The organism is Streptomyces sp. 1331.2, assembly GCF_900199205.1.
In the GTDB taxonomy this organism is placed as follows: domain Bacteria; phylum Actinomycetota; class Actinomycetes; order Streptomycetales; family Streptomycetaceae; genus Kitasatospora.
This window is the reverse complement of sequence record NZ_OBMJ01000001.1, coordinates 7462334-7480558: the sequence shown is the minus strand read 5'-3', so window position 1 is coordinate 7480558 and position 18225 is coordinate 7462334. Positions and strand designations below refer to the sequence as shown.

Genomic DNA, 18225 nt, shown 5'->3' with positions numbered 1-18225 from the left:
CCCGTCAACCCACGCAGCGCAGGGCTGCCCACAGGTCGAGCCGGTCCTCCAGCGTCAGCAGGTTGCGCCCGGTCAGCTCCTCGATCCGCTTGATCCGGTAGTGCACCGTGTTGACGTGCAGGTGCAGCGCCTCCGCGGTCCGTGACCAGGAGGCGCTGTGGCGCAGGAAGGCGTCCAGGGTGTCCAGCAGGGAGACGGTGTTGGTCCGGTCGTGCTCGATGAGCGGTGCGAGGACCCGGCGTCGGAAGTCGGCGGTGATCTCGGCGGGCACCCCCCGCAGCAGCGTCTCCAGGGAGGTGATCCGAGAGCAGCGGCCGACCGCACCCGGCGGTTCGGTGTACAGGGCGTAGCGGGCCTGGACGAGGGCGGCCCTGAGGTCGTCGGCGGCGGGTTCGACGGTGGCGCCGATGCCCAGGCGCAGGCGCCGCCGGCTGGGGAGTACGGCTTCCAGGCGCGGGAGCAGGCGGTGCAGGGTCTGCGCGATCTGCTCCTCGGGGGCCGGGGAGAGGGCCACCGCGCCGCCCCGGCCGTCGGGGGCGGCGACGAAGGGGTCGGGCAGTTCGTGCAGCGCCTCGGCGAGTGCGGCGGCCGTCCAGGACTCGGGGAGGCCGTCGATCCGCGCGGCGACCGGGGTGAGCCGACGGCGGGCGGGGAGACCGGAGAGGGCGAGCCCGCGTTCGGCCTCGGTGTCGGCGCCGGAGTCGAGGAGTTCGATCAGCCGGGTGCCGGTGTGGCGCTGGGCGGTGGCGGTGGCCCGGGCGCGGGTGGCGAGCGGGGTGAGGAGTTCGGCCAGGCCGTGCAGCATGGTGGTCGCGGTGGGGCCGGGTTCGCTGTGGGGCTGCAGCAGCCAGCCGTCGAAGGGCGAGTCGCCGGGCAGGCCGACCGGGACGGGCGCCGTCGTGCTGCGCGGTGAGGTCCGGGGCTCGGTCCAGGGCGTGGTCGGTGCCGAGGAGGCCAGGACCCGGCCGGCGCCGGTGGTCAGGGAGCAGTCGGGCAGTCCGAGGTCGGCCACGGCCCGTTCCAGGACCTCGTCCAGGGCGGCTTCGGCGCGGATGAGCCGGCTCAGGGCGCGGCGGGCGGCGGCGGGCAGGGCGGCCTTGCCCTCGTCGGTCGCCTGGAGGTCTCCCCACAGCCGCAGGTAGACGCGGTCGGTGACGGAGCGGAAGCTGATGCCGGCCGGGACGGACAGCAGGGGGATGCCGTGCCGGCGGCAGGCCTCGACCAGTTCGGGCGGGACGGTGCCGTGGGTGCCCTCCCCCGCGAGGAGGGCGGCGACCTCGGCGATGCGCAGCGCGTTGGCGAAGCGCATCGCCGCCTGGCCCTCGTCCGGCCGCCACCAGACGAGGCCGGAGAGGACGAGTTCGCCGCGCTGCAGGTAGCGCGCCGGGTCCTGGAGGTCGGTGGAGGTCACGCCGGTCACCTCGCGGTCGAGCAGGTGGGGGCCGGCCCAGGCGACCTCGATGTGGAGGTCGTCCAGCTCCAGGAGGTCTCCGACGATCATGCTGTGCTCCTTGTGCACCATGCGTGAGTGGGGTCTCGCACATGCGATGGCTGACGCGTGTCAGGCATCGTAAACACAAGGAGCATCGTACGGTTCTCCTCTTGTGGGATCACCTGAGCACGGGGTGTGCGAGGGGGGCGCGGTCCGGTGGTCCCGACAGTGGAACGCCGCCCGTCAGGGCGCCGCGACGTCCCGGCAGTGCTCGCCGAGCCGGCGGTGCGCGTCGAGCGCCCGCCAGACCTTGTCCCGCAGGAACGGCGCCTCGGTGAAGCGGATGCCGGTGGCGTCCCGCAGGGCGTTGGCGAAGGCGGGCGGCACCGGGTTGAACGGGCTCTCGGACATCGACTTGGCGCCCAGCGGCCCGATGGCGTCCGAGGTCTCCGAGAAGTGCACCTCGGTGCGCGGCACGTCCGCGAAGGCGGGCAGCCGGTAGCGGCGGAACGCGGCTGTGGTGACCTCGCCGCGGTCGTCGACCAGCACCTGCTCGAACAGCGTAGCCCCGAGCGCCTGGGCCACCCCGCCCTCGACCTGGCCCCGGCACTGCAGCGGATTCATCACCCGCCCGGCGTCGGCGCCGTGGACGCTGCGCAGGATCCGGATCTCGCCGGTGTCCGGGTCCACGGCGATCCGGAACCACTGGGAGTTGAACGCCACCGAGCGCGGCGAGCCGCCGAAGTGGCCGTCGGCGGCGAGTTCCACGCCCCGGCCGCGCGCCGCCTCGAACACCTCCTTGAGCGGCACCGTGCGCCCGTCGCAGTCCACCGCTTCGGCGGTGAGCCGCAGCAGGCTGCGCGGGGTACGGGCGTACTCGGCGGTGAAGGAGAGGATCCGCTCGGCGAGCGCGTTGGCGGCCTTCATCACCGCCTTGCCCGCGACCACCGTGCCGGCCGAGCCGAAGGCGCCGGTGTCGTGGCGCACCAGGTCGGTGTCGGACTGCCGGATGGCGATCCGGTCGACGGTGGTGCCGAGCGCGCCCGCGGTGATCTGCTTGTGCACGGTGGTGGTGCCGTTGCCGAACTCCGCAGTGCCGACGGCGATGTCGTAGGTCCCGTCCTCCAGGAGCGTCACCCTGGCGTCGGCGATGTGCCCGCCGGGCGGGCCGCAGGCGATCGCCGCCATGGCGAAGCCCTGGCCCACCAGCCAGCCCTCGGGGGCGAGTCCGGCGCTGGTGTCGTTCGCGAGGGCGTCGCGGACGACCCCGAGGCACTGGTCCAGGCCGTAGGAGGCGATGTGCAGGTCCTCCTCCTCGCCGAGCGGGCCCTCCATGTGCTCGCCCGGGCCGATGACGTTCTTCTCCCGCAGCACCAGCGGGTCGATGCCCAGGCGGCGGGCGAGTTCGTCCATCGCCGACTCCACGGCGAAGGTGACCTGCCCGAGGCCGTAGCCGCGGAAGGCGCCGGCCGGCACGGCGTTGGTGTAGACGGAGTAGGCGTCGACCTTCTTGTGCGGCGCCCGGTAGACGCCCATCGACTCGCCGATGCTGTGGAACATCACCGCCGGCCCGTGGTTGCCGTACGCGCCGGTGTTGGCGACCACCCGGAACTGCAGGGCCGTCAGTGTGCCGTCGCTCCGGGCGCCCAGCTTGACGGTGATCGTGAACGGGTGCCGGGTGGTCGCGCCGTGGAACTGCTCGGCGCGGGTGAACTCCAGCTTGACCGGCCGGCGCAGCCGCAGCGCCGCCAGCACCGCGATGTCCTCGGTCAGCATCTCCTGCTTGCCGCCGAACCCCCCGCCGACCCGGCCCGCCACCACCCGGACCTGCTCCATCGGCAGGTCGTACAGATCGCACAGGGCGCGCCGGGTCAGGAAGGGCACCTGGGTGGAGGAGCGCACCACGATCCGCTCCCCCGCCGTCTCCGCGTCCTCTCCCACCGGTTCGAAGTAGACGACGCAGCCGTGCGTCTCCAGGCTGGCGTGCTGCACCCGCTGGGTCCGGAAGGTCTCCTCGTAGACCACGTCGGCCTCGGCGAAGCCCCGTACCACGTCGCCCAGTTCGCCGTGCGCCTCGCCGCAGACGTTGTCCTGCGCCCGGGCGATCCGGGACTCCGGGCCCTTGGGGTGGATCACCGGGGCGCCCGGCAGCATGGCCTCCTCCGGGTCCAGCACGTACGGCAGTTGCTCGTACGTGACGGCGATCCGGCGGCAGCCCTCCTCGGCGGCGCCCTCGCTCTCGGCGACCACGGCCGCCACCCGCTGGCCGACGAAGCGCACCACGTCGTCCAGCACCCGGGTGTCGTCCGGGTCCTCGGTCGGGTGCTCGTGCCGGGCCGAGGAGTACAGCTTCTGCGGCGCGTCCTCGTGGGTGAACACCGCGACCACGCCGGGCACCCGCAGGGCGGCCGAGGTGTCGATGGCGACGATCCGGGCGTGCGGGTGCGGCGAGCGCAGCAGCTTCAGGTGCAGCAGGCCCTCGACGTCGAGGTCGAAGGTGTAGCGGGCGGTGCCGGTCACCACCTGCGGCCCGGCGGGCGCCCCGAGGCTGCGGCCCACCGCCTGGCCAGCGCAGGGCCGTTCGGTGTGCCGGACCCCGCGCAGGGCGTCCTCGATCGCCCGGTAGCCGGTGCACCGGCACAGGTTGCCCTTCAGTGCCCGCGGCAGGTCGGCGAGGTGCTCCTCGTCGAAGGCGGAGGCCGTCATCAGCATGCCGGCCGTGCAGAAGCCGCACTGGAAGCCCTGGGCGTCCAGGAACTTCTGCTGCACCGGGTGGAGTTCGCCGCCCTCGGCGGCCAGCCCCTCGACGGTGGTGACGGCCCGGCCCTCGGCGCGCAGCGCCGGGTAGAGGCAGCTGTGCACCGGCTCGCCGTCCACCTGCACGGTGCAGGCGCCGCAGTCGCCCGCGTCGCAGCCCTTCTTGACCCCGAACCAGCCGCGCTCGCGCAGGTAGGTGCGCAGGCACTGGCCGGGGCGCGGCTCTGCGTCGAAGTCCTCGCCGTTGACCCGGATGGAGAAGCTCACCGTCCGTCCTCCTCGGTCGCTTCGTTCCGGTGCGCGATGGCGGCCGGCGTCTCGACCAGTTCGCGGCGCAGTTGCTCGGCCAGCCGGAAGGTCATGTGCCGCCGCCAGGCCGGGTGCCCGTGGATGTCGTCGTAGTACTCCTCCGGCGCGATCCGGTACGCGACGGCCTCGCGCACCGCCTCCGCATTCGGCGGCACCGGGAAGCGCAGCCGGATCGGGCGCACGGTGGAGGCCGTGACCGTCAGCACCAGCTCGCCGTCGAGCGGGTCGCGGGTGCCGATGAGCAGGGCGCCCGAGCGGCCGAGCCCGTAGAGGGAGGCCTGGCGGAAAGCGGTGCGCCGCTGCAGGGCCCGGGCGGGCAGCAGGATCGAGCGGAGCAGGTCGCCGGGGCGCAGGTCCTTCACCCCGGCGCCGGTGACGAAGGCCTCGACCGGCACCTGCCGCACGCCGCCGGTCTGGGAGAGCACGGTGCAGACGCCGTCCAGGGCGGCGGTCAGCGAGATCATCGGCCCGGCCGGCAGGCCGTTGCACAGGTTGCCGCCGACGGTGGCCATGTGCCAGATCTTCCACGAGGCCAGGAAGGCCCGGCAGCACTGCTCGAACAGCGGGGCCGCCGGGCGGTCCAGGCCGCGGGCGAAGCGGGACAGCTGGGCGATCGTGCAGGTCGCCGCGATCTCCAGGTCCCCGGCGGGGGTCAGCCGCACCGGCTCCCAGCCCATCCGGCTCAGGTCGATCAGCCGGCGCAGGTGCGGCTGCGGCTCGGAGAACAGGTAGGTCCCGCCGCCGAGCCAGGCGTCCCCCGGGCGCCACGTCCCGCGCTGCCGCGCGTCGCGCAGCTCCGTCACCGTGTTCAGGTCCACGTACCCTCACCGTCCTCGATTGATCGACACGGCGATTGAAGCAACGTCCGACCAGGCGGAACGAGTGGTCGCGCGCACCAGCCCCCGGCGCCCGGACTGGGTGATCGACCAGCGCATGGACATGGCGACCGGGCGGCGGGGCTCAGGGCCCCGGGCGCCGGACGGCCTCGATGAAGCCCCGGCCGGAGGGGGCCGACAGCGGGCGGCCGTACATCTCCCCGACCTGGTCCAGGGTGGTGAGGCCGGTGGTCCAGCCGTGCCGGTCGAGCCACCCGTGGGTGTCGGGGCCCAGGCCGCCCTGCCAGAGCCCGGTGACGTGGGCGAGCGCCGGGTCCTGCGGCACGGCGCTCAGGTCGCCGCCCTTCTCCAGCAGCAGCCGGCTGCCCGGGGCGGCCAGGCCGGCGACCGTCGTGAGCAGCGCGGCGGCCTGCTCGGACGTGAGGTAGACCAGCAGCCCCTCGGCCAGCCAGGCCGAGCGGCGCGCGGGGTCGAAGCCGGCCCGGACCAGGCGGGCGGGCCAGTCCGCCTCCAGCAGGTCGGCGGGCAGGACGGTGCGCCGGCTCCTCGGCTCGGCGCCGAGCCCGGTCAGGACCTGCTCCTTGAAGGCCAGCACCGGCTCCAGGTCGAGTTCGAACACCCGGGTGCCGGCCGGCCAGTCCAGCCGGTGGGCGCGGGTGTCCAGGCCCGCCGCGAGCAGCACGACCTGGTCGGCGCCGGCGGCGAGGAGGCGGTCGTCGTAGTGGCGGGTACGCAGGATGCTGTGCACGACCAGGGCCTTGGCGAGGTCGCTGCCCGGGCCGCCGGTGGGCATCGGCACCCGGGCGGCGGTGACGAACGCGGCGGCGTACGGGTCGACGAAGAGCGGATCGGGTCGCGCGCTCTCGTAGGCCCGCACCCGGGCGACGGACAGGGCGGTGCGGGACACCGGGCTCAGCGGTTCGGAGGTCGACATGTCCGGCAATCTACTCGGCCCTTACCCGGCCGATTTCCACAACTGCGCTACAAGGCGTGCAGGTTGCTCCCGTGACGGGCCGCATCCCTGAGATCATCCAGCCGGGGCACCGGGGAGGTGCCGGGGACGTGACCGATGGGGGTGCGGATGAACGCACGGATCGAGGACGCACGGATCGAGGACGCACGGCCGCCCGGCAGGTCCCGGCGGGTGGCCTGACTGATCGCCCGGGTGCTGGCCCGGACCCTGCTGCTGGCGGCCGGCCTGGCCGTCGCCGCCGTCGGCTTCGGCTGGTTCGTCGACGCGCACCGCGAAACGGTCGCCTACCTCAGCGCACCCGCGTGCGGCAGCCCGGCCGCCGTGCCGGGAGCGCCCTGCACGGCCCACGAGACGGGCACGGTGAGGGCGAAGAGGATCGTCAACGGCAACGACGACACCGAGTACGAGCTGACCGTCGCCCGGGAGACGGTCACCGGCGGCTTCTTCGACGTCGGCGCGGCCTTCTACGAGGACGTCGCGGTCGGCACGTACGTGGACCTGACGGTGTGGAACGGCCGGGTGGCCGAGCTCTCTTACCACGGCCACCGCGCCCGGAACCCGGACACCCCCTGGCTGGCCTCCTTCCAGGTCGCCCTGGTGGTCGCCGCGGGTGCGACGCTCACCGTCTACGGTGTGGGCGGCCTGCGCCGGGACACCTGGAAGTTCCCGCTGATCGCGTACGGCTTCTTCGTGCTCGCCGCCTTCTTCGGCAGCCTCATCTTCGTGGGGGCGCAGTGGCCGCTCGCCCTCGTCCTCGGCATCCCCGTCGCCTGCTGGCTGTTGCTGACCGCCATGGTCACGGGGGCCAACCTGGCCGGCTGACCGGCCCGGGCCGTGACCGGCCGCCGGTGCGCGATGGGATACTGGACCGGACGATTCCGCGGGTGAGGGGTGGCGCATGAGCAGCAGACTGCGGGTGCTGCGGAAGCAGAACCGGCTCAGCCTGGAGGCGCTCGCCGAGCAGGCCGGTGTCACCAAGAGCTACCTCTCCAAGGTCGAGCGCGGCCTCGCCGACCCGTCGATCTCCACCGCGCTCAAGCTGGCCCGCGCGCTCGGAGTGGACGTCGGGCGGCTCTTCTCGGACGAGGTGGAGCCCGAACTCGTCACCGTGGTACGCGCCGAGGAGCGCACCCCGATCGCCGCCGGGGCCGGCCCCGGCGCCCCGCACTACGAGGGCATCGCGACCGGCCTCAGCGGCAAACAGATGGTGCCGTTCGTGATGTACCCGCCGACCGACGCGACCGGATCGCCGTACAAGTCCCACGACGGCGAGGAGTTCCTCTTCGTCCACGCGGGCACCGCGGAGCTGGAGTTCCCCGAGCGGACCGTGCGGCTCGGCCCCGGGGACAGCGTCTACTTCAACTCGGCGCTCCCCCACCGCTGTCGGAGCACCGGCGCGGAGCCGGCCGAGATCCTGGTGGTCATCCACGACGACCCGGCCGGCCCCTCCGAGCGGGTGCCCACCCTGCCCTGAGGCCCGGCGGGGCCGACGGGCCGACGTCCCCGGCTTCCGCCTGCGTGCGTGGCCGATGCGGTCACGCCGCCGGGACGGCACCCGCGTCGGCCAGCAGCCACGCCAGCTGCGCGGTGCCGTCCTCGTCCAGCGGCAGCAGCGGCCGCCGGGGCTCGCCGACGTCCAGGCCCTGCAGCGCCAGCCCCGCCTTGACGGTGGCCGGCAGCCCGCCGCCGAGCAGGAACTGCAGTACCGGCAGCTGGCGGTAGAACACCCGGCGGGCGGTGTCCGGGTCCCCGGCCAGTACCGCGCGGTACAGCTCCAGGGTGAGCTCCGGGATCACGCAGGGCGCCGCCGTACACCAGCCGGCCGCCCCGGCCGCGAAGGCCTCCAGTGCCAGCGGGTTGGAGCCGTTGTAGAACGGCAGTGCGCCGCCGGAGAGTTGGGCGAGGCGGTGCATCCGCTGGAGGTCGCCGCTGCTCTCCTTGACCATGGTGATGTTCTCCACCCGGTCGACCAGCCGGTGCAGCAGCTCGGGCGAGAGGTCGACCCCGGCGGTGGCCGGGTTGTTGTAGACCATCAGCGGGATGCCGATCGCCCCGGCGACCTCCTGGAAGTGCCGGGTGACCTCCCTCTCGTCCAGCCTCCAGTACGACAGCGGCAGCACCATCACCACGTCGGCGCCCACGTGTTCGGCGTAGCGGGCCCGGCGAACGGCGCCGGCGGTGGTGAGCTCGGCGATGCCGACCACGGTCGGCACCCGGCCGGCGACGGCGGCGACCGAGGCCTCGGCGGCGTCGTACCACTCCCGGTCCTCCAGGTAGGCGCTCTCGCCGGCGGATCCCAGCGGGGCGATCGCATGGCAGCCGGAGGCGACCAGCCGGTCGATCAGCTCGGCGAGTCGGGCGAGGTCCGGACTGCCGTCGGTGCGGGAGAACGGGGTCACCGGGTAGGCGATGATCCCTTCGAGCGGGGTGTCGGTCATGTCAGCGTCCGTTCCGGTCGGAGGCGGGGCGGAGGTGCCGGGGGTGGAGGTGCCGGGGGTGGAGGTGCCGGGGGTGGAGGTGCCGGGTGTGGAGTTGCTGGTGGTGGAGGTGCTGGTGGTGGAGGTGGTGCCGTCCAGCGCGTCGCCGTGGCCGGCTCGCAGGGCGCGGCGGGCGTAGTAGGCGAAGTTGGCCTGGCCGCGCTTGGGGGTGGAGATCCAGTCGTGCGCCTCCCGCGCCAGCAGGTCGGGGATCTCCCGGATCCTCCCGGCGGCGCTCGCCGACAACTGCAGCTGGGCGGCCCGTTCGAAGAGCAGCGCCAGGGTGCAGGCCTCCTCGACCGTGCCGGCCGCGACCAACTGCCCGTGGTGCGCCAGCAGGAGCGCCCGCTTGTCGCCGAGCGCGGCCGCGATGAGCTCGCCCTCCTCGTTGCCGACGGGGATGCCGGGCCACTTCTCCAGGAAGGCGCAGTCCTGGTACAGCGGACACGTGTCCATGTGGGAGACGACCAGCGGGGTCTCCAGCATGGACAGCGCGGAGATGTGCAGCGGGTGGGTGTGGATGATGCAGTGGACGTCGGGGCGGGCGCGGTAGACCCAACTGTGGAACCGGTTGGCCGGGTTGGCCATCCCGTCGCCCTCCAGGACGTTCAGGTCCTCGTCCACCAGCAGCAGGTTGGTCTCGGTGATCTCGTCGAAGCCGAGCCCCAGGCGCTGGGTGTAGTACGTGCCCGGGCGCTCGGCGCGGGCGGTGATCTGCCCGGCCAGGCCGGAGTCGTGTCCTGCGTCGAACAGGATGCGGCAGGTCAGGGCGAGTTTCTGCCGTACCGTCCAGCCGCTGTCGGGGATCGCCTCCCGCATCCGGCGGTGGGCGAGGTCCACCAGTTCGCTCTTGTCCGCCTCGAATGTGTCGGTCATGCCGTGGCTCTCCTTCACGTCCCGGTGCTGACGGCCCCGCGCGGCGAGGACACGACATTCACCATAGGACACACCGTGTCCTGCGTCGACCGTCCCTCCGCTCGCGGGCACTCGGCAGGGACCGACGGCAGTGGCGGGAACGCCGACGGCCCCGCCGGACAGGCCCGATCGCCCGTCCGACGGGGCCGCGTGCCCCGTACGGTCCTGCCCGGCCCCGCCTACAGCCGTTCGGCCAGCGCCCGGTGGACGCGCCGCCAGGCGTCGGCCGTCGCGGCGGCGTCGTGGTCCGCCGGACGGTCGGCCGCGAAGCCGTGGCGGGCCCCCGGGTAGGTGACCAACTCGTGGCCGACCCCGGCCTCGGTAAGCCGGCGCTCGGCCTGCTGCCACTCCTCCGGCGGGAGGATGTGGTCCAGCTCGCCGCAGAAGCCCAGCAGGTACACGCCGTTGGCCGCGATGCGCTCGGCCGTCTCCAGCGGCGGCACCGGGCCGACCAGCGGGAAGCCCGAGGTGAGCAGCCAGCCGGGGTAGAACACGGCGGCCAGCTCGAAGCGCAGCTCGGTGGCGGCGCGCACCGCGATGTGCCCGCCCATGCTCGTCCCGACGAAGGCCACCCCGTGCCCCTCGGCCAGTACCGTGGCCGCGGCCAGCGCCTCGGCGGCGTCGGCAACCAGTTCGTCGCGGTCCAGGGCGCGCATCAGCACCAGGCCGGCCTCCCGTTCCTCGGCGCTGTACCCGAGTTCGGTGCGGCGGGCGTTGCGCCAGTAGAAGTCCGGCGCCACCGCCACGTACCCGAGGCCCGCCAACTCGGCGCAGACGCCCCGGAGGTACGGGTTGACCCCGTACAGCTCGGAGCAGACCACCACCGCGCCGCGCACCTCGCCCTCCGGGCGGTGCACGTACGCCTCGATCCCGCCGGGCGTGCCCAGCTCCTGCCACTGGCCCGTCGTCTGACCCGTCGTCTGACCCGTCATCGGATTCCCCGTTACCCCGTCGATCGGCTGGAAAGTGTCGCTGCGCATCGTAGTACCGGCCTCCGCACCCTCGGCTCCGGCTCCGGCTGGCTCCGGATCCGGCTCCGGCTTCCGGACAAGGGCTTGGTATGAGCACGGCAAAGACTTCCCGCCGCCCCCTCCCCGCACCTGGACGGGCCGGCCGCCGGGCTGATGTGGTGTCGGGGCTCACACGCACGTACGGACCTCCCACACCCTCACACTCGGGAGCAGACGCATGCGCACATCCTTCAAGGCCGCCGCCCACACCCTGGCCGCGCTGGCCCTGGCCGCCTTCGGCACCACCACGCTGGCCGGCGGCGCCCAGGCCCAACCCGCCCCCACGGCAGCCCACTTCGGCGCCAAGCCGCTCCACTCCGGGGCCGCCCAGCGGACCGCCGCGAGCGCCGGCAACACCCTGTCGGTCCGCTCCAGCGCCAGCCAGGGCGTGGTGTCCCCCACTCCGAAGGTGTACCTGGTCTTCTGGGGCTCGCAGTGGTCCTCCGACCCGGCCGGTGTGGCGCCCGACCTGCAGAAGATGTTCAACGGCCTCTACGGCAGCCAGGACACCTGGGGCACCGTCCTCGACCAGTACTGCGAGGGCGTCGCCAAGGGCACCACCACCTGCGGCACCAAGGGCACCCACGTCCAGCACCCGGCCTCCTCCCCGCTGGCCGGCGTCTGGTTCGACAACTCCGCCGCCGCACCCGGCAGTGCGACCGCCACCCAGCTCGCCGCCGAGGCCGGCAAGGCCGCCGCCCACTTCGGAAACACCACCCAGGCGCCCAACCTCAACGCCCAGTACGTGGTCGTCTCCGCCACCGGCACGCACCCGGACGGCTTCCCCAACTCCGGCTTCTGCGCCTGGCACGACAAGACGAGCAGCGCGTACGGCACCCTGGCCTACACCAACCTGCCGTACATCCCGGACCTCGGCGCCGGCGCCTGCACCACCTTCACGGACGGCCGCCTGCTCTCCGGCATCGAGTCCACCGAGACGCACGAGTACGCCGAGACCGTGACCGACTTCTGGCCCAGCATCGGCTGGAACGGCGGCGGCGGTGAGATCGGCGACGAGTGCGAGAACATGGACGCCTACGTCACCTTGAGCACCGGCACCTTCGACCTCCAGGGCCTCTGGTCCAACAGCGCCAACTCCTGCGTGACGCACGGCTAGCAGCACCTCCACAGGATGCCGGCCGGTGGCTACGGCGCCGCCGACCGGCACCCGGCCGGACCGATTCCTCCCGGCGGGCCCCGAGGGACGATAATGCGGGGCGGCCGACGGCCCTCGTGGCGCAGACTCAGGCCGAGCACTTTTCCGACCGGAGGATGGATTTCATGGCTGACCGGCCCCTGACGATGATGGCGGTCCACGCGCACCCCGACGACGAGGCCACCGGCACGGGCGGTGTCCTCGCCCGGTACGCGGCGGAGGGCATCCGTACGGTCCTCGTCACCTGTACCGACGGCGGCTGCGGCGACGGGCCGGGGGGCGTCAAGCCGGGCGACCCCGGGCACGATCCGGCGGCCGTCGCCGCCCTGCGCCGGCGGGAGCTGGAGGCGAGCTGCGAGATCCTGAAGGTCTCGCACCTGGAGCTCCTGGAGTACGCCGACTCCGGGATGATGGGCTGGGCGGCCAATGACGCGCCCGGGTCCTTCTGGCGCACCCCGGTGGCGGAGGGCGCCGCCCGCCTCGCCGAACTGCTGCGGCAGTACCGACCCGACGTGGTGGTGACCTACGACGAGAACGGCTTCTACGGCCACCCCGACCACATCCAGGCGAACCGCATCACGATGGCCGCCCTGGAGCTCACCGGGATGACGCCGAAGGTCTACTGGACGACGGCGCCGCGCTCGGCGATGCAGCGCTTCGGGGAGGTCATGCGCGAGCTCGGCGCGGACTGGGAGGAGCCGAACCCGGACTCGGAGCAGGACCCGGCGAAGGCCGCCGAGACGCCCGAGATGCCCGAGATCGGGCTGCCGGACGAGGAGATCACCACCTGGGTGGACACCACCGAGTTCGGCGGCCAGAAGTTCGACGCGCTGGCCGCGCACGCCAGCCAGGGCGAGAACATCTTCTTCCTGAAGATGGGCAAGGAGAGGTTCACCGAGCTGATGGGCGTGGAGACCTTCGTCCGGGTCCACGACACCACCGGCGCGGCTCTGCCCGAGAACGACCTGTTCGCCGGGCTGCGCTGAGCCGCCCCGTCGGCCCGGGACCGGCACCCCCGGTCCCGGGCCGACGGTTTTCCGGGGCCCCGCTCCCCGGCCGACGGCAAGCCGCTCAGGGGCGCGCGAGCCTGGCGGCCAGGTCGGCCAGGCCGAGCGAGCCCTGGGCGAGCACGCCCGTGTGCCAGGCCCGGAGGTCGAAGTCGGCGCCCAGCCGGTGCCGGGCCGCTTCCCGGCCGTCCAGCCAGGTCCGTTCGCCGAGCTTGTAGCCGATGGCCTGGCCGGGCCAGCCGAGGTAGCGGGAGATCTCGCTGGTGCGGCGCGGGATGTCGCTGCCGTGGTGGGCGGCCATGAACGCGGTGGCCGGCTCCGGGGTCCAGCGTTCGCCGGGGTGGAAGCCCGCCCCGCCGGTGGCGGAGTCGGCGGGGATGGCGAGTCCCAGGTGCATGCCGATGTCGACGATCACCCGGATGATCCGCAGCATCTGCTTGTCCAGGTGGCCGAGGCGCCGGGCCGGGTCGGTCAGGAAGCCCAGTTCGTCCATCAGGCGCTCCGCGTACAGCGCCCAGCCCTCCTTGGGGTCACCCCGGCCGCGCGGCGGCGACGCAGCGGGCGGCTCAGCCGTTGCCGAAGAAGCCGAGCGCGCCCACCGCGCAGACGCCGCCGGCGCCCATGAACACCGGGGTGAGCACCTTGATCTCCACCCAGCTGCCGGCTCGGAACCGTAGGCCCTTGGGCGGCCCGACCGGGTACCAGCGCTTGCGTCCGATGGGGATCGGCCACAGCACCGGGCAGCCGGAGACGGTCAGTGCGTCGCCGAGGCAGTGGACCAGGGCGCCGAGGGCGATCGGCAGCCCGATCCACAGGTACTCCTGGCCGGGCTGGTCGAACAGCCAGCCGGAGCCGTTGCCGGGCTGGTCCAGGACGTCGGCGAGCATCCACGCGCTGGTCGCGCCGAGCAGCCATACCAGGACGTCGCTGGAGACCCGGGCGTGACGCCAGAGCAGTCCCTCGATCGCGAGCACCATGTGGACGAACAGCACGGCCAGCACGCCCCAGCGGCCGCCGTACACGGCCACGGCTGCGGCGCCCGCCCCGCACAGCACGGCCCAGAGCCAGGTGTGGGTCAGCGTCCGGTGGCCGCCCGAGCGCCGGGGGTCGCCCTTGCCTCGGGTGGTCTTGTAGACGGCGTGGGACAGGTTGTCGATCACCTCGCAGAGCGCTCGGGAGACCGGCCCGAACGCCCGGGATATCGTGGCCGCCTTGTGGTCGAGGTCCGGCGCGAGCGCCGCACCCGCGCAGATCAGCGCCCCGGCGAGGAGGACCGGCCAGGGCATCGGCTCCCCCAGTCCGGCCGCCGCCGCTCCCACCGCCAGCCAGGCGGCCGCGCCTGACAAGGAATGCGCCGGTCCCATCATGTCCGTACACCCACCGATCCTTCAGTTGCGTCCCCGTCGCGAGGACCTGACATCACGGCAGCCTATCCGTCCAAGATCACCAACCGATCCGCAGGAGCGGCGGGCAGGCCGGCCCGCGGCGCGGACGGGCGCCGCGGTCCGGGAGGGCGGAGGTCAGCTAGCAGATCCCGCGGCTGTAGTCGAAGGTCGCGGCGTTCTGCGAGTACTGCCACTGCGGGGCGAGCAGCTGCTGGTCGAGCTGCGCCGCGGCGGTGCGGTTCTCCACGACGTAGCCGAAGTCCTCCAGCCAGGCCGGGTAGAGGTTCTTGGAGCCGATGAAGAAGGCGGAGCCGTCGACCGAGACCAGCTTGTGGTGCAGCGCGTAGGGGTGGCCGTCGGCCCAGGTCGAGGTCGGGGCGGCGCGGAACGGGGCGAGCTGGAGGTTGCTGCACATCGCCGACTTCGCCTGCGCCGGGTCGCCGAGGCGGACGGTGAGGCGGGCCCGGAGGGTGTCGCTGATCTCGTTCAGGGACTTGATCTGCGAATAGCCGCCGCTGCCGACGGTGCCCCGGTTACCCGGGTCGCTGACCACGATGCGCACCTTCACGCCGTCGGCGAGCTTGGCCGCGAGCAGGTCGAAGAGCCGGACGTCGTAGCGGGGCAGCGGTGGGCAGGTGCCGGTGACGTCCTGCTGGGAGATGTCGATGCGGCTGCCGGCGCTCGCGATCAGCGCGCGCAGGGCGGCCTCCTCCGGGTTGACCGTCTCGTAGTCGCGGTCGGCATTGGTGTTGTCGTGCAGGCCGATCGGCCCGCACTTGACGTCGTCGGCGGCAGGCACCGGGCCGGGGCGGTAGGCGGAGGCGGAGTCGGTGGCGCGGATCCCGACGCCCAGGCCGCCGACGGCGATCACCGACTGGTCGCCGGTGGAGGGCACCCGGTCGGCCGGCGGGTTGCGGCGCTTCTCCAGGTCGGGGGTGCAGGCGGTGCCGCCGGTGGAGGCGTACCAGGCGGCCGAGAACGTCCCGGTGTTGCGGCAGGTCCAGTCCCACAGGGTGTCCAGGTACGCGCCGGCGGAGGCGGCGGCCGGGCCGTTCAGCGCGAGGTCGACGTCGGTGACCGGGTGGGCGGTGTCCAGGTAGTCGTTCTTCCAGTTGTTGATCCCACCGGTGATGACGCTCTGTCCGTCGACGACCAGCAGCTTGGAGTGGTTCCAGGAGAACGCCGTCTTGGCGGTGGTCATCGAGGCGACTTCGAGGGTGACCCGGCCGGCCGCGGGCCCGAGCTTGGCCACCAGCTCGTCCCGGTACTTCGACGGGAGCGCGGTGATGTTGTACAGCGGCGCGGCCCCGGCGAGGATCCGCACGTGCGGCGCGTTCCCGGCGGCCACCGAGGCCTTGAGGCCGTCCACGATGGCGTCCTGGAACGCGCCGTCCGGGAACGGCGCCAGGGTCGATATGTCGACGGTGCGGGTGGCGCGCGAGATGTTCTCGCGCATCTTGTCGAGCAGTCGGCGGGTGCCGGTGCGCTCGGTGCAGGACGGGTCGCCCCAGCAGCCGGGGGTCTGGAGCAGCCAGCCGCCCGGGTCGCCTGCCGGAGCGTCGAGCCGGTTGCCCGCCGTCCGCTGCCACACCGTTCCCGCCAGCCCGGGGGACACCTGACGCAGCGCCTGCTCCACCGCGTCCAGGTGCGGGGTGGCAGCGGCCGGCGGGGCCGGAGCCGGCGCGGGAGCGGGGACGGGGGCGGCCGACGCGGGTGCGGAGGGAAGCGCGCAGACGGCCGCGACGAGGGCCAGCGCGGGCCCGGCGAGACGGCGGCCGGAACCCCGGGGGTGGTGCTCGAACACGAACGAATCCTTCATGAGAAAGCCGGGGAGGGTTCACCCGGACGGCACCATTTAATTACCTTGAGGTAACTTGATGCAACGTCAGGGCCCCACCGGGGCCGCACACGACGGAACCCCCGCCCCTCAGTCCTCGCCCTCGACGTCGCCGGCGTCCGCGTCCGCGTCCGCGTCCGCGTCCGCGTCGCTGAGCCCGAGCCGCTGGTGCTCGATGTGGTAGACCGCCTGGTCCAGCAGGGCCGCCACGTGGTTGTCGTAGAGCGCGTCGACGACCGAACGGCCCCGCCGCGTCCCGACGACCAGGCCGAGGTTGCGCAGCAGGCGCAGCTGGTGCGAGCAGGCGGACTGCTCCAGGCCGACCTCGGCGGCCAGTTCGGTGGCGGCACAGGGGCCTTCGCACAGCCGGGAGAGGATCAGCAGGCGGGAGGGGGTGGCGAGCGCCTGCAGGGTGGTGGCCACCCGGGCGGCGCTGGCGGCGTCCAGGCGGGTGTGCGGGACGGCAGTGGCGGCGGCGCTCTTCCTGGTCGCGCTGCCGCTCCAGCTCACCGGCGCTCCCGCCTGGGCCTAGGGCCCGCTGTACGCCCTGGCCTACGCCGCCGGCGGCTGGGAGCCCGCCTGGGCGGGCCTGCTGGCCCTACGCGAGAAGACCCTCGACGTCGACCTGCTGATGATCGTCGCCGCACTCGGCGCCGCCGCCGTCGGGCAGGTGATGGACGGCGCCCTGCTGATCGTCATCTTCGCCACCTCCGGCGCCCTGGAGGCGCCGCCCACCGCCCGTACCGCCGACTCGGTGCACGGACTGCTCGACCTCGCCCCCGCCACCGCGACCCGGGCTGCGGCCGCCATCGTCACCGCGCTGACCCGGCTCACCGGCACCGCGCCGGTGCTCGTCACCGGCGACAACCCGCGCGCCGCCGCCCGGCTGGCCGCCGAGCTCGGGACCCCCGACGTCCGGGCCGGGCTGCTGCCGCAGGACAAGGTTTCCGCCATCCGCGAGCAGGAGCAGGCCGGACGCAAGGTGCTGGTCATCGGCGACGGCGTCAACGACGCCCCGGCGCTGGCCGCCGCCCACGCCGGGATCGCGATGGGCCGGGCCGGCTCGGACCTCGCCCTGGAGACCGCCGACGCGGTGATCGTCGGCGACGAGCTCGCCACCGTCCCCGCGGTCGTGGCGCTCTCCCGCCGGGCCCGTCGCCCCGTCGTCCAGAACCTCGCGATCGCCTCGGTGTTCATCACGGCCCTGGTGCTCTGGGACCTGGTCGCCGCCCTCCCGCTGCCGCTCGGCGTGCTCAGCCACGAGGGCTCCACCGTCCTCGTCGGCCTCAACGGCCTGCGGCTGCTGCGCGAGACGGCCTGGACCAGGGCCCGCGCCGAGGCCGGAACCGGCAGCTGAACACACGACGGCCCGGGGCCCTCCCCTCGTCGGGTGCGGGCCCCGGGCCGTCGGTCCGTCAGCTGACGGCCGCCGTGGCAGCCGTGGCGGCGGTCACCGCGGCGATGGCCGCGATGGCGACGTGCATGTTCCGGATGGCCTGGCCGACGGAGTCGCCCGCCCAGTCGCCTGCGGCGATCTCCGCGAAGCGCATCTCGACCCGCTTGCGCGGGAGGTCGGGGAAGGCCAGGCCGTGCAGCCGGGCGGCGTGCAGCAGGGCTATCAGGGTCGCCGTGCGGACGTCCGGCGCCGCGTGGTGCCGGATCACCGAGGCCAGCCGCTCGCGCAGTTCCCGCTCCACGGAGCCGTCCGCCTCCGGGTAGCGGCGCACCGGGAAGAGGCCGAGCAGCCGGTGGCGCTCCTCCACGACCAGACCGCGCTGGCACAGCCGCAGCACCGTGGCACGGACCGCGGTGGCGTGATCCCTGGTCAGCCACTCCGACGCCTTCGCCTTGCCGGGGGCCTTGCGCCCGATCCACTCCACGAGCCGCTCCAGGCGCTCGTCCAGCAGCGGATCGCCGGTCGGGGTCGGGTCGGTGACGGCCAGCCGGCCTTCCTCGACCGCGATCCGCCCGGCCATCGCGAGGTCGGCGAGGAAGCTCCCCGCCACCGCCCATCCGGCGCTCGAACCGTCCTTCGCCACACCGGACTCGTCGTCCAGCGAGAGCAGCATCAGCTCCTCGGCGAGGGTGACGTGCATGTGCCATTTCCTTTCCCTGTACGGACCGGCCACCC

Annotated in this window: 14 protein-coding genes and 2 pseudogenes; 5 read left to right on the top strand and 11 right to left on the bottom strand. The window is 73.6% G+C overall.

From position 1 onward, the window contains the following. Positions 1 to 4 precede the first annotated feature (4 nt). From CRP52_RS32400 to CRP52_RS32385, 4 genes are all read right to left on the bottom strand, one after another. Positions 5 to 1501: a PucR family transcriptional regulator gene (locus tag CRP52_RS32400; RefSeq protein WP_179853000.1), complete on the bottom strand. Its 1497-nt coding sequence runs from the start codon at positions 1499 to 1501 to the stop codon at positions 5 to 7. Positions 1502 to 1675: 174 nt separating this feature from the next. Then, positions 1676 to 4456 carry a molybdopterin-dependent oxidoreductase gene (locus tag CRP52_RS32395; protein WP_097239638.1) on the bottom strand — a complete coding sequence of 927 codons (2781 nt, stop codon included), beginning with the start codon at positions 4454 to 4456 and terminating at the stop codon, positions 1676 to 1678. Further along, positions 4453 to 5316 carry an FAD binding domain-containing protein gene (locus CRP52_RS32390; RefSeq protein WP_097239637.1) on the bottom strand — a complete coding sequence of 288 codons (864 nt, stop codon included), beginning with the start codon at positions 5314 to 5316 and terminating at the stop codon, positions 4453 to 4455. The genes CRP52_RS32395 and CRP52_RS32390 overlap by 4 nt, the downstream gene beginning before the upstream one ends. Positions 5317 to 5458: 142 nt before the next feature. After that, a complete protein-coding gene (locus tag CRP52_RS32385; protein ID WP_097239636.1) occupies positions 5459 to 6268 on the bottom strand; it encodes an SAM-dependent methyltransferase in 810 nt (269 codons plus the stop codon). A 231-nt stretch (positions 6269 to 6499) separates the two neighbouring features. Here CRP52_RS32385 and CRP52_RS32380 point away from each other — a divergent pair, with 231 nt between their 5' ends. Next, positions 6500 to 7129, top strand: a complete 630-nt coding sequence (locus CRP52_RS32380; RefSeq protein ID WP_097239635.1) for a hypothetical protein — start codon at positions 6500 to 6502, stop codon at positions 7127 to 7129. A 76-nt stretch (positions 7130 to 7205) separates the two neighbouring features. Next, positions 7206 to 7781, top strand: coding sequence for a helix-turn-helix domain-containing protein (locus CRP52_RS32375; protein ID WP_097239634.1), 576 nt, complete (start codon positions 7206 to 7208; stop codon positions 7779 to 7781). Positions 7782 to 7842: 61 nt separating this feature from the next. On the opposite strand, the gene CRP52_RS40670 is transcribed toward CRP52_RS32375, so the two are convergent. Both CRP52_RS40670 and CRP52_RS32355 read right to left on the bottom strand, forming a co-directional pair. Continuing rightward, entirely contained in the window at positions 7843 to 9660 is a 1818-nt protein-coding gene (locus tag CRP52_RS40670; RefSeq protein ID WP_306458904.1) for an aldolase, read from the bottom strand. A gap of 218 nt (positions 9661 to 9878) precedes the next feature. Beyond that, the gene (locus CRP52_RS32355; RefSeq protein ID WP_179852999.1) at positions 9879 to 10631 is read right to left on the bottom strand and encodes a dienelactone hydrolase family protein; all 753 of its coding nucleotides are present in this window, start codon (positions 10629 to 10631) and stop codon (positions 9879 to 9881) included. A 256-nt stretch (positions 10632 to 10887) separates the two neighbouring features. On the opposite strand from CRP52_RS32355, the gene CRP52_RS32350 reads away from it, so the two are divergent. Continuing rightward, entirely contained in the window at positions 10888 to 11826 is a 939-nt protein-coding gene (locus tag CRP52_RS32350; protein WP_097239632.1) for a hypothetical protein, read from the top strand. A 164-nt stretch (positions 11827 to 11990) separates the two neighbouring features. Then, on the top strand, positions 11991 to 12851 hold the full coding sequence (locus CRP52_RS32345; protein ID WP_097239631.1) for a PIG-L family deacetylase: 861 nt from the start codon (positions 11991 to 11993) through the stop codon (positions 12849 to 12851). 85 nt (positions 12852 to 12936) lie between these two features. Here the strand turns inward: CRP52_RS32345 and CRP52_RS32340 are convergent. The 4 genes and pseudogenes from CRP52_RS32340 to CRP52_RS32325 form a co-directional block, all read right to left on the bottom strand. Then, a pseudogene (locus CRP52_RS32340) lies at positions 12937 to 13395 on the bottom strand (DUF885 family protein); the annotation flags it as partial. A gap of 43 nt (positions 13396 to 13438) precedes the next feature. Next, the gene (locus CRP52_RS32335) at positions 13439 to 14239 is read right to left on the bottom strand and encodes a metal-dependent hydrolase (protein ID WP_097239629.1); all 801 of its coding nucleotides are present in this window, start codon (positions 14237 to 14239) and stop codon (positions 13439 to 13441) included. Between the two features lie 157 nt (positions 14240 to 14396). Next, positions 14397 to 16061 (bottom strand): phospholipase D-like domain-containing protein, encoded by a 1665-nt coding sequence (locus CRP52_RS32330; protein WP_257032969.1) that lies wholly within the window; start codon positions 16059 to 16061, stop codon positions 14397 to 14399. 123 nt (positions 16062 to 16184) lie between these two features. Next, a complete protein-coding gene (locus CRP52_RS32325; RefSeq protein ID WP_143685876.1) occupies positions 16185 to 16604 on the bottom strand; it encodes an ArsR/SmtB family transcription factor in 420 nt (139 codons plus the stop codon). A gap of 289 nt (positions 16605 to 16893) precedes the next feature. Between CRP52_RS32325 and CRP52_RS41055 the strand changes: the two are divergent. Beyond that, positions 16894 to 17451 (top strand): annotated as a pseudogene (locus tag CRP52_RS41055) (HAD-IC family P-type ATPase); the annotation flags it as partial. Between the two features lie 58 nt (positions 17452 to 17509). Here the strand turns inward: CRP52_RS41055 and CRP52_RS32315 are convergent. Next, a complete protein-coding gene (locus CRP52_RS32315) occupies positions 17510 to 18190 on the bottom strand; it encodes a GOLPH3/VPS74 family protein (protein WP_097239627.1) in 681 nt (226 codons plus the stop codon). Positions 18191 to 18225 lie beyond the last annotated feature (35 nt).